The 13410-nt window shown below is 72.0% G+C and carries 15 protein-coding genes; 8 read left to right on the top strand and 7 right to left on the bottom strand.

The features are described from left to right. Positions 1-136 precede the first annotated feature (136 nt). The 3 genes from ACIQCJ_RS21370 to ACIQCJ_RS21360 all read right to left on the bottom strand — a co-directional run bounded on the left by ACIQCJ_RS21370 (position 137) and on the right by ACIQCJ_RS21360 (position 2973). Positions 137-1303, bottom strand: a complete 1167-nt coding sequence (locus ACIQCJ_RS21370; protein WP_402712223.1) for a type III polyketide synthase — start codon at positions 1301-1303, stop codon at positions 137-139. Between the two features lie 188 nt (positions 1304-1491). Then, positions 1492-1704, bottom strand: a complete 213-nt coding sequence (locus tag ACIQCJ_RS21365) for a hypothetical protein (protein WP_366823727.1) — start codon at positions 1702-1704, stop codon at positions 1492-1494. A 63-nt stretch (positions 1705-1767) separates the two neighbouring features. Continuing rightward, positions 1768-2973: an MFS transporter gene (locus ACIQCJ_RS21360; RefSeq protein WP_402712222.1), complete on the bottom strand. Its 1206-nt coding sequence runs from the start codon at positions 2971-2973 to the stop codon at positions 1768-1770. A gap of 46 nt (positions 2974-3019) precedes the next feature. Between ACIQCJ_RS21360 and ACIQCJ_RS21355 the strand changes: the two genes are divergently transcribed. Beyond that, on the top strand, positions 3020-3775 hold the full coding sequence (locus ACIQCJ_RS21355; protein ID WP_401714936.1) for an AraC family transcriptional regulator: 756 nt from the start codon (positions 3020-3022) through the stop codon (positions 3773-3775). Positions 3776-3790: 15 nt separating this feature from the next. On the opposite strand, the gene ACIQCJ_RS21350 is transcribed toward ACIQCJ_RS21355, so the two are convergent. Next, positions 3791-4693 carry a winged helix-turn-helix transcriptional regulator gene (locus ACIQCJ_RS21350; protein WP_402712221.1) on the bottom strand — a complete coding sequence of 301 codons (903 nt, stop codon included), beginning with the start codon at positions 4691-4693 and terminating at the stop codon, positions 3791-3793. A gap of 50 nt (positions 4694-4743) precedes the next feature. Then, entirely contained in the window at positions 4744-4881 is a 138-nt protein-coding gene (locus tag ACIQCJ_RS21345; RefSeq protein WP_402712220.1) for a hypothetical protein, read from the bottom strand. Here ACIQCJ_RS21345 and eno point away from each other — a divergent pair. Together eno and ACIQCJ_RS21335 are read left to right on the top strand one after the other, a co-directional pair. After that, the gene (eno, locus tag ACIQCJ_RS21340) at positions 4862-6154 is read left to right on the top strand and encodes a phosphopyruvate hydratase (RefSeq protein WP_402712219.1); all 1293 of its coding nucleotides are present in this window, start codon (positions 4862-4864) and stop codon (positions 6152-6154) included. The two genes, ACIQCJ_RS21345 and eno, sit on opposite strands and share 20 nt — an antisense overlap. A gap of 353 nt (positions 6155-6507) precedes the next feature. Beyond that, positions 6508-7107 (top strand): molybdopterin-dependent oxidoreductase, encoded by a 600-nt coding sequence (locus ACIQCJ_RS21335; protein WP_391047229.1) that lies wholly within the window; start codon positions 6508-6510, stop codon positions 7105-7107. A 40-nt stretch (positions 7108-7147) separates the two neighbouring features. Here ACIQCJ_RS21335 and def read toward each other — a convergent pair whose 3' ends face one another. Continuing rightward, entirely contained in the window at positions 7148-7741 is a 594-nt protein-coding gene (gene def, locus ACIQCJ_RS21330) for a peptide deformylase (protein ID WP_355334644.1), read from the bottom strand. A gap of 76 nt (positions 7742-7817) precedes the next feature. On the opposite strand from def, the gene ACIQCJ_RS21325 reads away from it, so the two are divergent. Together ACIQCJ_RS21325 and ACIQCJ_RS21320 are read left to right on the top strand one after the other, a co-directional pair. Then, complete coding sequence (locus ACIQCJ_RS21325) at positions 7818-8369, top strand: winged helix-turn-helix domain-containing protein (RefSeq protein ID WP_402712218.1); 552 nt, start codon at positions 7818-7820, stop codon at positions 8367-8369. Between the two features lie 510 nt (positions 8370-8879). Next, on the top strand, positions 8880-9326 hold the full coding sequence (locus ACIQCJ_RS21320; RefSeq protein WP_402712217.1) for a GNAT family N-acetyltransferase: 447 nt from the start codon (positions 8880-8882) through the stop codon (positions 9324-9326). A 70-nt stretch (positions 9327-9396) separates the two neighbouring features. Here ACIQCJ_RS21320 and ACIQCJ_RS21315 read toward each other — a convergent pair whose 3' ends face one another. Further along, positions 9397-10140 (bottom strand): hypothetical protein, encoded by a 744-nt coding sequence (locus ACIQCJ_RS21315; protein WP_402712216.1) that lies wholly within the window; start codon positions 10138-10140, stop codon positions 9397-9399. A 69-nt stretch (positions 10141-10209) separates the two neighbouring features. Between ACIQCJ_RS21315 and ACIQCJ_RS21310 the strand changes: the two genes are divergently transcribed. The 3 genes from ACIQCJ_RS21310 to ACIQCJ_RS21300 all read left to right on the top strand — a co-directional run bounded on the left by ACIQCJ_RS21310 (position 10210) and on the right by ACIQCJ_RS21300 (position 13159). Next, positions 10210-11144 (top strand): IS5 family transposase gene (locus tag ACIQCJ_RS21310; RefSeq protein WP_402712215.1). Its coding sequence is split into 2 segments (ribosomal slippage): positions 10210-10545 and positions 10548-11144, totalling 933 coding nucleotides; the frame shifts between segments, so codons are not numbered across the junction. 215 nt (positions 11145-11359) lie between these two features. Then, a complete protein-coding gene (locus ACIQCJ_RS21305; RefSeq protein ID WP_355334633.1) occupies positions 11360-11938 on the top strand; it encodes a WHG domain-containing protein in 579 nt (192 codons plus the stop codon). A 6-nt stretch (positions 11939-11944) separates the two neighbouring features. After that, positions 11945-13159, top strand: coding sequence for a GDSL-type esterase/lipase family protein (locus ACIQCJ_RS21300; RefSeq protein ID WP_402712214.1), 1215 nt, complete (start codon positions 11945-11947; stop codon positions 13157-13159). Positions 13160-13410: the final 251 nt, after the last annotated feature.

Genomic DNA, 13410 nt, shown 5'->3' with positions numbered 1-13410 from the left:
CGCACTGACGGTCGGCGGCGGGCAGCTGCGCCCCGGACTGAACGCTGGCGGCGAGTAGGTGTCACCCGGACTGACCGTCGGCGGCGGGCAGTTGGGCCCGGACCGGCCCTGTGATCCGCGCGTCCCGTACGGCGGGCTAGAGCCACACTCCGTCCATCGCGGTGGCCGTCAGTCCCGGCGCCGCTCCGTACAGCACGGTCCGGGCTCCGGCGGGTACGCCCGCGCTGAGGGCGCGGTCGAGGACGTCGAATACGGCGGCGCCGCCACGGTTGCCGGTGACGATGCTGCTCCAGGAGTGGTCCAGCAGGTGGTCGGTCCAGGGCCCCGGGACGTCGGGCCAGGAGCTCGGGACGCTCTCCTGGATGAGTTCCAGGACGCGGGTGCCGCCCGGGTGGGCCACCAGCAGGTCCGGGTGCCAGTCCGGGTCGGTGTGACGGCCGCGCACCCACTCCCACATCGGCGGGAGCGTCGACTGCACCCACTTGGGCCCCGAGCGGTCCATCTCGTAGTGCACCCCGTCGGCGCGGGTGTGCAGCCGGTGGATGTCGGCGGTGCCGGGCACCGTGCGGTGCCACGCGGCGTCCAGCCGCAGGAACGCGCCCTGGTCCGGCCGGCCGCGGACGACGGCGGCGACCGCGGTGTCGGCGAACAGCAGCCGCATCAGCAGCGAGTCGATGCCGGTGTCGTCGGGCTGGTAGGTGGTGCTCAGCGCCTCCGCGATGACGATCAGCACCGTCGCGCCGGGGTCGGCGGCCAGCAGTTTCGAAGCGGTGGCCAGCGACCGGGTACCGGCGATGCAGGCCCACTGCGAGAACGGCAGCAGCAGCACGTCCTCGCGCAGCCCGAGCCGGTTGAACAAGGCGATGTCCAGGCCCGGCAGGGCGGGGGTGGTCGAGTTGCTGGTGACCACGTAATCCACCTGGTCAGGGGTGACTCCCGCGGTCTCCAGCGCCTGGCGGGCCGCCCGCTCCGCGCAGTCCTGGACCGTGACCCACACCGACGCGGTGCGCTCCTCGACGGTCTGCGGCACCGGCGGGCCCGCCTCGGCCGGCGTGCCGGTCTCGCCCGTCTCGCCCGCCGCTGAGGCCGCGGGCCCGGGGAAGCCGCTGCGGCTCGGCGCCGTGATCGCCTCCAGGGGCTGCATCCACCGCCGCTCCCCGATCCCGGTGTTCTTGGCCATCCCGTCCGCGCGCTTCAGCCAACTCGCCCCCGGGTGACGGCCGTTGACCTCGGCGAGGATCTCCTCGGTAGTGATGGTGTACGGCCCCGGCACCACGGCGGGAGGCCACATGTACACGCTCATCCCGCACCCCCTTCCCGGCGCCCGGACGGCGCCGTATCACCGTATTGTCCCTCTCCCCGAAACGGAAGTCCGGATTCCACATTGACCGTTTCGACCTATCTGTCTAGGAATTCACCGATCTGACCGGTCAACTCGGCCGGATTCAGCGGCCCGTGCGGACCGCCGTTTCCGTGGGTGCGGCGATATGTCTAGAACAAGGGGAGTTGGCCGGGAAAGTCGGGGATGGTGTAGCCGTCCAGGGTGCGTTGGGCGGCGGTGGGGGCGGCGGGGGATTTGGAGCCGGGGCAGGAGACGAGGGTGGCGGTGCGGGGGCCGGGGGGTGGGTCGTGGCGGGCGATGCGGCCCGCCACGACGGCGATCTCTCGGCCGCACTGGGGGCAGCGGCGGCGGGGGGATGACATGGGGACAGTCTGGTGGGCCGTGGCCCGGGGGCGCGGGAGGCGGCCCGGTCGACGTGTCGCGGATTAGCCCGCGAGGGCGGGGTCGGTGGCCGCGTCCTCCGGCGCGGCGGCGGGGGACGAGCGGGGCGCGGTGGGCTCGGGGAGGGACCGGAACAGCAGCCAGCTCAGGGCGGGCATGACGATGAGCGGGGCGAGAGCGGTACGCAGCGAGGTGGCGTCGGCGACCGCGCCGATGACGGGGGTGGCGAGGCCGCCGATGCTGACGGTGAGCCCGAGCGTGATGCCGCTGGCGGTGCCGACACGGGTGGGGAGGTAGTCCTGGCCGAGGGTGACCTGGAGGGAGAAGGGGACGTAGAGGCCGATCGAGGTGAGGGCGACGAAGAGGTAGAGGGCCGGTCCCGGGACGAGGATGACGCCCGCGACGGACGGGATCGAGACCAGATACGACCAGCGGGTGACGGTGACGCGGTCGTAGCGGCCGGCCAGCGAGCCGCCGAGGACGGAGCCGATCGCGCCGCCGATGTAGAGGACGAACAGCGCGGCGGTGCCCGCCACTTCACTGCCGCCCATGCGCTGCTTGGCGTACAGCGAGATGAAGGTGCTCAGGCCGATGAAGACGATCGAGCGGAAGACCACGGCCACGGAGAGCTTCACGAAGGACGCCCTGTCGTCGCGCCCGGCGGCGACGGCGGCCGAGGTCCCGGTGGAGCGCCGCCGTTCCAGCTCGCGCAGCACCGGCAGGCACAGCACGCTGCCGACGAGCGCGGGCAGCACCAGCAGCGGGGTGAGGCGCAGGCCGCCCGTCGCGACGACGGCGGCGACCATGAGCGGGGCCAGCGCGAAGCCGATGTTGCCGCCCACCGAGAACCACCCCATCGCGCTGTGGCTGCCCCCGCTCGCGAGGCGGGCGACGCGCGCGGACTCCGGGTGGTACGCGGCCACGCCGACGCCGGAGACCGCGACGAAGACGAGCGTGAGCGCGTACGAGCCGCTGACGCCGCTGAGTGCGATGCCCGCACCGCCGAGGACGGTGCTCACCGGCAGCAGCCACGGCATCGCCCACCGGTCGGTGAGCAGGCCGAACAGCGGCTGGGCCACGGAGGACAGGACGGACGCGGCGAGCACGATGCCGGAGGCGGCGGCGTAGCTGTAGGCGCGTTCGGCGACGAAGTAGGGGACGAGCGCCGCGACGGCGCCCTGGTAGATGTCGACGCAGGCATGCCCGAAGGACAGCAGCGTGATCGAGGTGTTTTTCGGCACGTCACCCATGGTCTTCAGGCGGTGATATGTCGGGCTTCCGATAAACTGCCAACCAATGACGAAAATCCGCCATGAGCCGGTCGCGCCGACCCGTACCGAGCGGCTGGCCCCCGGCGCGGAGATCGACCCGCACCGGCACGACGACCACCAGATCGTCTACGCCGGACGCGGAGTGCTGGCCATCACCACGAGCGCGGGCTCCTGGGTCGCCCCCGCCACCCGCGCCATCTGGGTCCCCGCCGGTACGGTCCACGCCCACCAGGCCCACGGCGAACTCGAACTCCACCTGGTCGGCCTCCCGGAGAACGAGAACCCGCTCGGCCTCGACACCCCGACCGTCCTGGCCGTCGCCCCCCTGCTGCGCGAACTGCTCCTCGCCCACACCCGCACCCCCGACGACGGCAGCCCCGAACGGGCCCGCCTGCGCGCGGTGTTGCTCGACGAACTGCGCGCCTCACCGCAGCAGCCGCTCCACCTGCCCTGGCCGGCCGCGCCCCAACTCCGGTCCCTGTGCGCGATCCTGCGCGCCGACCCGGCCGACGACCGTACGCTGACCGCCCTCGGCCGCCAGGTCGGCGCCAGCGACCGTACGCTGTCCCGGCTCTTCAAGAGCGACCTCGGCATGACCTTCCCGCAGTGGCGCACCCAACTCCGCCTGCACCACGCTCTGGTGCTGCTCGCCGAGAACACCTCGGTCACCGCCGTGGCCCACCGGTGCGGCTGGTCGTCCGCCAGCGCCTTCATCGACGTCTTCCGCCGCACCTTCGGCCATACGCCGGGCGCCCACCAGTCGCGGGACCAGGCTGGATAGCTCCTGCGCGGACGGTCAGGGGCCTGCCGTCGCCAGGCGCAGCGTCTCCTCGACGGCCGCCGGAATGTCCTCGACGGGGAAGAGGACGTGCCGCACGGTGCGGTCGGGGGCGAGGACGAGGATGAGCCGTTTGAGGCGGAGCCGCCCGGCCCCGCGGAAGGTCGGCAGCCGCAGGGCGGCGGCCAGACGTTGCTGGGCGTCGGAGAGCAGCGGGTACGGGACGGCTTCGGCGGCGGCGAAGGCCGCCTGTTCGTAGGGGAGTTGGGTGCTGACGCCGTGAACGGCGACGTCGGCGCGGCGGAAGTCGGCGTAGGCGTCGCGGAAGAGCCGGTTCTCCAGTGTGCAGCCGGGCGCGCCGGGGATCGGGTCCTCGCCCCAGTCGACGCCGGTGCCGGGGTAGGTGAACAGAACGGTGGCGGCGGCGTCCGGGGCGACGACGGGGCGCTCGGCGCCGTCGCTCGCGGGCAGTCGGAGATCCGCGGGCAGCCGCGCGCCCGTACCCGTACCCGTACCCGTACCCGTACCGGTACCGCCGCCCGCCAGGGCGTGCACGCGTGCGTGCTCCGCCCCGTCCGGCGGCGCGGTCGCCGTGGCCGACCCGTCGCCGAGGACCCAGCGGTCGCCCCAGTCCTGCATCGCCACCAGCAGCGGGAGCAGGGCGAGTCCCGAGTCGGTGAGCAGGTATTCGTAGCGGACCGGGCGGCGTTGGTAGAGGCTGCGCCGCAGGACGCCGCGGGCGACGAGCGCGCCGAGCCGTTCGGTGAGCACCTTGCGGGAGAGGCCGAGTTCGGAGGCCAGGGCGTCGAACCGCACGTGGCCGCGCGCGATTTCGCGCAGCACGAGCACGTTCCACCAGTCGGCCATCACCACGGCGGCCTGGGCGATCCCGCAGTCCTCGTCGGCGTTGTGCATCCTCATCCGCACAGAGTACATTCACTTTCTGAACTCACTTTGTTCTCGCTCGGAACTTATTCGTCGCCGTCCGTGTCATCGTCATCCGCGTCGTCGCCGTTCGCGTCGTCGTCGTCCGCGTCGTCGTCGTCCGCGTCGTTGTCGTCCGCACCGCACGTGAGGAGCACCACCGCCATGGCCGCCAGGAACACCATCACCCGCGTCGTCGCCCGCGAGATCATCGACAGCCGGGGCCATCCGACCGTCGAGGTCGACGTCGAGCTGGCCGACGGTTCCACCGGCCGCGCGGCCGTACCCTCCGGAGCCTCGACCGGCGCCCGCGAGGCGGTGGAACTGCGCGACGAGGACCCGGCCCGCTTCCACGGCAAGGGAGTTCGGCGGGCCGTCGACGCCGTCAACGAGTCGATCGTGGACGTCGTCGTCGGCCTGGAGGCGGAGGACCAGGCCGCCGTGGACGCGGCGCTGATCGAGCTGGACGGCACGCCCGACAAGTCCCGGCTCGGCGCGAACGCGATCCTCGGCGTCTCCCTGGCCACCGCCAAGGCCGCCGCGCACGCGCACCGGCTGCCGCTCTACCGCTACGTCGGCGGCGTGGACGCCCGGCTGCTGCCGGTGCCGATGATGAACATCGTCAACGGCGGCGCGCACGCCGACAATCCGCTGGACTTCCAGGAGTTCATGATCGCGCCGATCGGCGCGGCCACCTTCGCCGAGGCCGTACGCATCGGCTCCGAGGTCTTCCACACCCTGCGCGGCGACCTGCTGGCCGCGGGGCACAGCACCGCGGTCGGCGACGAGGGCGGCTTCGCCCCCGACCTGCGGACCGCCGAAGAGGCGCTGGACTTCGTCGTACGCGCCGTCGAGCGCAGCGGGTACAAGGCCGGCACCGACATCACCGTCGTCATGGACCCCGCCGCGTCGGAGTTCTTCCGCGACGGGGTCTACGACTACACCGGCGAGGGCGTACGCCGCAGCGTCGAGCAACACGCCGAGTACCTGGCCCAGTTGGTGGCGAACTACCCCGTGGCGTCCATCGAGGACCCGATGGCCGAGGACGACCGCGACGGCTGGCGGCTGCTCATGGCGCGGCTCGGCGACCGCTGCCAGCTCACCGGTGACGATGTCTTCTGCACCAACGAGACGCTGCTGCGCGAGGGAATCCGCGACGGCGTCGCCAACTCCGTTCTGGTGAAGGTCAATCAGATCGGCACGCTCACCGAGACGTTGGCGACCGTCGGCACCGCGCACCGCGCGGGCTACACCGTCGTGATGTCGCACCGCTCCGGCGAGACCGAGGACACCACCATCGCCGACCTGGCCGTCGCGACCGGCTGCGGCCAGATCAAGACGGGTTCGCTGTCGCGCTCCGACCGCACCGCCAAGTACAACCAGCTCATCCGGATCGAGGAGGAGCTGGGGACGCAGGCGCGGTACGCGGGCCGCGAGGCGCTCGGGCTGCGGCGCTAGGGCGTGTCCGGGGGGCGAGCGGGTCCAGGGAACGGTTTTCGTGGGGCGCCCGGCGAATGCGAGGTGAAAGGGCCAGATGCCGCCGCATGTGATAATCGTTAACGGTGTCTGGCCTCGCATGAGCGGACGCCTGATCTCCCCGCACCACCGGATTCCAGCGCGCCGCTGGATCTCCACCGCGCCACCGGATTCCAGTGCGCCGCTGGATCTCCACCGCGCCACCGGATTCCAGTGCGCCGCTGGATCTCCACCGCGCCACCGGATTCCAGCGCGCCGCTGGATCTCCACCGCACCACCGGGACCGCCGCCGTGCCATCGACCCGCATCGACCCGCAGGGAAGGACGATCACCCAGTGGGAAACGACGAGCTTCCCCCGGGACAGCGCAAGGTCAGGGGCTGGCCCGTCTCGCACTACGGACCCGTGCCCAGATTCCGGGCGGACCGGTGGAGCCTGAAGGTGTTCGGCGCCACCGCCGCCGGCGGCGAACACACGTGGACCCTTGAGGAGTTCAGCGCGCTGCCGCGCGCCACGGTCGCCGCCGACCTGCACTGCGCGTCCGGGACGACCTCGACCGGCCACGAGTGGTTCGGCGTCACCGCCCGCACCCTGCTGGACCTGGCGCCACCGGCGCCGCACGCCACCCATGTCATGGCCTGGGCGGAGTACGGCTACAGCGCCAATCTCCGGCTCGCCGACTTCACCGCCGACGGCACCCTGCTGGCCACCCACCACAACGGTGACCAGCTCACCGCGGAACACGGCTTCCCCGTACGCCTGGTCGTACCGCATCTGTACAGCTGGAAGGGGCCCAAGTGGCTCCGTGCCATCGAGTACATGACGACGGACCGGCGCGGCTTCTGGGAGGAGCGCGGCCACCACAACCTCGCGGACCCCTGGAAGGAGCAGCGCTACACCCACCAGGAGGAGGACGGCGACGGCCCGGCGGTGTGACGACCGGCCTGACGCGTCCCCCGAGCCCCGTGCGCGGAGGTCAGCGGCCCAACTCGGCGGCCCTGGCCGCGCGCAGGGCGAAGACGTGTTCGCGGCGGTCGGCCATCTGACGCAGCGCCTCGCGCCGGTCGCGCCGTGAGAGGCGGTCGAGGTAGAGGCGGCCGTCCAGGTGGTCGGTCTCGTGCTGGAGGCAGCGCCCGAACTGGCCGTTGCCCGCGATGACGACCGGCTCGCCGTACTGGTCGAAGCCGCGCGCCACGGCGTGGTCCGTGCGCGGCACGTCCACCGTCGCGCCCGGCACCGACAGACAGCCCTCGGCGTCGTCGACGAGCCGCCGGTCGGCAGGCGCGGGTTCGTCGAGCACGGGATTGACCAGGTGCCCGGTGTGGTGGACGCCGTCGTCGTCCCAGCAGTCGTACACGAACAGCCGCAGGCCGACGCCCACTTGATTGGCCGCCAGGCCCGCGCCGTCGGCGACGTGCATGGTGAGCACCATGTCCTCGATCAGCTCGGCCAGTTCCGTGGTCCCGAATTCGGTCACCTCGCGGCAGGGGCGGTGCAGGATGTCGTCGCCGGTGACGGTGATGGCGCGCACGACGGCGCGCTCGGACACGTCGAAGGGGCGGGAGACCAAGGGGCTCACTCTCCTCGGAGCGGTGGCGTCGGCCAGGAGCTTGCAAAGCTCTTTGCAAAGTAGCAGGCTTTGCAAAGTGACTGAAGAAGAAGCGGAGGCCGGAACGTCGGCTGACAGCGGTCTGCCCGACCACGACGTACGCCGCGACCTGCTCGGCCTGCTCGCCGAGGTCGGTACGGTCACGGCCACACAGGCGGCCGGGCGGCTCGGCTACAGCTCCGGCCTGTGCTCGTTCCATCTGCGGCAACTCGCGCGCTACGGCTACATCGAGGAGGCCCCGCACAGCGGTGGCCGCGCCCGGCCGTGGCGGATCCGGCAGGCGGGGGAGCCGGAGAAGGGGGAGGGTCCCGCGACGGAATTCGGGGAGCTGGCCCGTGGGTTGGAGGACGAGAGCTACCGGCGCTGGCAGACCCAGCGCGACAGCGCTCCCGCCCCGTGGCGGCAGGACGAGGCGTTCAGCGCGGTCGCGTATCTGACCCCGGAGGAGATGGCCGCCGTGGCCGACGCGATCCGGCAGACCCTCGCCCGCTACCGCGACCGGGAGCCGAATCCGGCGGCCCGCCCCGCCGCGGCCCGTCCGGTCGCGGTCGTCGCACGGCTCTTCCCGCTGCTGCCCGACGAGGGCTAGGGCCTGAGGTCGCAGGGTGTCGATGCGGGCGTACGGGGGCCGGCGCGGGAGAACCGGCGTCGGTCACAGGGCGTTGCGCGCGCCCCAGCGTCCGCGGCGCCTTCTTGTGCGGGCCGCCGAGGTGGCCCAGCAGCAGGAGCGCCGGCTGTTCTGGGCGGGAAAGCGGCGGCCGGAGCGGGCCATTGACCTCACCCATGGCGACGTCTCGTTCACGGACGCCTTTTGGCGTCGTCCGCGCGGTGAACCGCACAGAAGACAGGCGGTGTTGCGCTCGGGAAGCGACCGGGCGATCCCGGCGCCTGCGGTGACGTCCACGCGGGCCGTCCACGCCGTGAGGAGGACAGGGAGCACCCCGTCAGAACCGGCCTTCATGGATGCCACCTCCTCGCCTGGTGTGACGGTCCTGCGGACGCTACCAACGGCGCATCGCCCGCCCAACCGGTTTTACGGCCAAGCCCGCCCCGGCTCCGGCGCGTCGGTGCGGCCGGAACGGATGGATAGGCTCCCCGCATGGACGCCCGCGTGGAGATCGTCCGGGAGATCAGCCCGGAGACCGGTCAGGAACTCGTCGACACCTTCGCCCGGCTGCTGCCGCAGCTGTCCGCGACGGCGCGGCCCCTCGACGCCGCGGCGATCGACCGGCTGGTGGCGTGCGACTCCCACACGCCGCTCGTCGCCCGGACGGCGGAGAGCATCGTCGGCACCCTGACGCTTGTGCTGCTGCCCCTGGCGTCGGGAGTGCGGGCGCGGGTCGAGGACGTCGTGGTCGACAGCGCGGCGCGGGGTCAGGGCATCGCGGGGCTCCTCACGGAGGAGGCCGTGCGGCTCGCCCGCGAGGCGGGCGCCCGGACGGTGGACCTGACGTCCCGCCCCGACCGCGCCGCCGCGAACCGGCTCTACGAGCGGCTGGGCTTCCGGGCCCGCGAGTCGACGGTCTACCGCTTCCCGATCGACTAGGGCCTGTCCGGCCGATCATGGGCTTCCGTCCGGAGGTGCCGGGCCGATCTCTACGAGTGCGGCCCGCGGTTCAGCAGTGACAGAGGAGGTCGAGGACGACGGCCTCTGCGTCGAGGTCGTTAAGGTAGCGGTTGGCCTGATCCCAGTAGTCGTCGTGGTCGGCGTTCATCCATGAGCCATCGAGGGTGATCAAGGCTGCGCCGGGCACGGCGCACCGTACCGACCACGACTTGGCGGCCTGGTGTTCCTGCGCGAAGTACGCGACTGGGTCGTTGAGCAGGAACGAGGTGTCGAAGTAGGGGTCTCCCTCGGCGGCCCGCTGGGCCACGTCCTGCACCAGCGGCTGGGCCAGGTGCTCTCGCTTGGCGTCGGCAAGGGAGTATCTGCCAGGCTCCGCCTTGTGGCGAGCGACGAAGTCGGTGAGCGGGTGGGCCGGTGGGTGTACGGCGGTCAGCTCACTCCAGACGCCGAACAGGGCGTCGTGCTTGCTCGCCGCTCGGGTGCGCATGGCGTCGAAGTCGAGCAGACCCCGGGGTCCGCCGTAGCATTCCAGTGGCCCGAGGGCATCGAGTTCGGCCTTCCCGCGTGGCACGGTTGAGGCCGTGAGGAGTCGGGGGTCGCCGTCGTGCGTGGGCAATACGAGGTAGGCGTTGTTCGCGGTGGAGTGGATGGTCCACCAGTCCCAGTGGCCACCCGGATTCCAGCCCTCGGGGTCGAGGTTGAAGTCGTAGGGCGCCATGGCTGCGGCTATCGCCTGTGGAACCTTCCGTGGTGTGGTCGGCGGGAGGCACACCGTGGCGAAGAACTTGGTCATGCTCGGGAGCGTAAGCCAGGGAATTGTCGGCTCGTGTGACTGTCACCCCCTCGGATCGTTGTCTGGGCCATGGGGCGGGGCGATCTGACGGACACGGAGTGGGAACGGCTGCGGCCGTTCCTGCCGATGGGAAATGGTCGGTGCGGGCGGTGGCGGGATCACCGGCAGGTGATCGACGGGATCTTGCATCGGGTGCGGACCGGCGTGCACTGGCGTGACCTGCCCGAACGCTTCGGCCCGTGGAAGACGATCTATGAGCGGCACCGGCTGTGGTCGGCGGACGGAACCTGGGAGCGGCTGCTCCAGCAGGTGCAGGCCGCGGCCGATGCCGCAGGTGAGCTCGACTGGGACATCGGTGTGGATTCCACGGTAGTGCGCGCACACCAGCATGCGGCGGGAGCCCGCATCACCCCGCCGCCCGCGCCGGGCGAGCCAAAAGGGGACGCGGGCGTGGAACATCAGCGCGAACCGCCGTGGCGAAGCCTTCACGCCCGCCTGGTGGAGGTGGTGAAGCAGGTGAGGGCCTGGGCCGCTCCCGGGGTGGCTTCACCACCAAGCTCCACCTGAGCGCCGAGGGTCGGTGCCGGCCGCTGTCCCTGGTCATCACGCCCGGGCAGCGGGCCGACTGCACCCAGTTGGAGCCGGTGCTCGACAAGGTCCGAGTGCCGCGCACCGGGCCGGGCAGGCCCCGCAAGAAGCCCGACAGCCTCGCCGCGGACAAGGCTTACAGCAATGGGCCCTGCTGGGACAGCCTGCGCCGACGGAACATCCGGCACACCATCCCGGAGAAGACCGATAGCCAGGCCGCTCGTCACCGCAAGGCGTCACGCGGCGGACGGCCACCAGGCTTCGACAAGCAGCGCTACAAGAAACGCAACACCGTCGAGAGGGTCATCAACAAGCTGAAGCAGTCCCGGGCCGTGGCCACGCGCTACGACAAACGCGGCTATGTGTACCTCGGCACCGTCACCGTCGCGGCCCTCGTCATCTGGCTCCGCACATGATCGACCGGACAGCTCCTAGCCGGGCCCCGGGCTTTTCTGTCCCACGGCGAGCGGGCTCTACGGCGAACGGCCCCCGCGGCGAGCGGTCCCACGCCGCGCGGCCTCACGGCGGCGGTCCGACCATGAGCGGGGTCCGTCGTCACATCGGGCTGCGGTCATTTGCCTAAAGGCTTTAGGTATGTGCATGATGGACTTAGGTAATGAGGAGGACGGCTGTGGTGCGCGTAGGGCTGACACGGGAGCGTTTGGTGCGGGCGGGGGCGGAGCTGGCCGACGAGGTCGGGTTCGACGCGGTGACCGTCTCCGAGCTGGCCAGGCGGTTCGACGTGAAGGTCGCGAGCCTGTATTCGCACGTGCGGAATTCGCACGATCTCCAGACCGGGATCGCGCAGCTCGCACTGGCGGAAATGGCCGATCGCGGTGCCGCCGCCCTGGCGGGCCGGGCCGGGAAGGACGCGCTCGCCGGACTGGCGAACGTGTACCGCGACTACGCCCGGGAGCACCCCGGACGGTACGCGGCGGCCCAGTTCCGGCTCGATCCGCAGGCCGCCGCCGCGAGCGCGGGCGGGCGGCACGCGGAGATGACACGGGCGATCCTGCGCGGCTACGACCTCGACGAGCCGGACCAGACGCACGCGGTGCGGCTGCTCGGGAGCGTGTTCAACGGCTACGTCGGCCTGGAGATGGGCGGCGGGTTCAGCCACAGCGCGCCCGACACCCAGGACACCTGGGAACGCGTCATCGACGCCCTCGACGCCCTGTTGAAGAACTGGCCGGAAAAAGACGGAAGTTGAAAAGCAATGCCTACCGAGAACGACGCACGAACCGAGCACGGCGACTGGACCACGACCCTGTTCACCACGCCCGAGGGCGCGGAACTGGTGCGCGGCGCGCTGGAGTTGGAGCCCACCGGACACGGCGTACTGCCGCACCGGCTGCCCGCGCGGGCCCGCGCCCAGTGCGCCGACGCCCAGCTCGCCATGGCCGAGTCCCAACCCTCCGGCGTACGGCTGGTGTTCCGCACCCGCGCCACCACCGTGGAGCTGGACACGCTGCCCACCAAGCGCGTGTACGCGGGCGCGCCGCCGCGCCCCGACGGCCTCTACGACCTGCTGGTCGACGGCCGCCCCGCGGGCCAGGGCAGCGTGGCCGGCGGCCACACCCTGACCGTCGACATGAGCACCGGAACCGCCGAGCACAAGCCCGGCGACCCCGGCACCCTCCGCTTCGCCGAACTGCCCGACGCGGACAAGGACATCGAGATCTGGCTGCCGCACAACGAGACGACCGAGATCGTCGCGCTGCGCACCGACGCGCCCGTCGGGCCGGTCCCCGACCGGGGCCGTAAGGTCTGGCTGCACCACGGCAGTTCGATCAGCCACGGCTCCGACGCGGCGAGCCCCACCACCACATGGCCCGCCCTCGCGGCCTCCCTCGGCGGTGTGGAACTGATCAATCTGGGCCTGGGCGGGAGCGCACTGCTCGACCCGTTCACGGCCCGCGCCCTGCGCGACACGCCCGCCGACCTGGTGAGCGTGAAGATCGGCATCAATATCGTCAACGCCGACCTGATGCGGCTGCGCGCCTTCGGCCCCGCGGTGCACGGCTTCCTCGACACCATCCGCGAGGGCCACCCGGACGCCCCGCTGCTGGTCGTCTCGCCGATCCTGAGCCCGATCCACGAGAACACCCCGGGCCCCGCCGCCTTCGACCTCGAAGCGCTCAGCACCGGAAAGCTGCGGTTCCGCGCCACCGGCGACCCGGCGGAGCTGGCGGCGGGCAAGCTGACCCTGACCGTCATCCGCGCGGAACTGGAGCGGATCGTCGCCGAGCGCGCGGCCACCGACCCGCACCTGTACTACCTCGACGGCCGCGAACTCTACGGCGAGGCGGACTACGCCGAACTGCCGCTGCCCGACGAGCTGCACCCGGACGCCGCCACTCACCGGCGTATCGGCGAACGCTTCGCCGAGCGGGCCTTCGCGGAGAGCGGCGCCTTCGCCGCGAGCCGGTAGCAGTACCCCTGAACAGGGCGGATGTGCGTCCGGGACCCCTCCCGGCGCAGGTGGTGACAATGGGCGACGGCCACCGCCCACGCCCGACGAAGGGGACCGAGAGGGACCACCCGCCCCAGGCCGCACCGGACCCCGAGCCCCGGCACGTATCCGAACAGGACGGCGTGCCGAAGCCGCCGCCGGGACCGCCGCCGGGGCCCCCGCTGCGACCGCCGCCGGGGCCCCCGCCGGGTTATCTGCTGGGGCAGCGT

Origin of the sequence: Streptomyces sp. NPDC093221 (assembly GCF_044753885.1) — a bacterium.
Lineage (GTDB): Bacteria > Actinomycetota > Actinomycetes > Streptomycetales > Streptomycetaceae > Actinacidiphila.
The sequence above is the reverse complement of the archived record's forward strand: the minus strand, read 5'-3'. Positions and strand labels throughout refer to the sequence as shown.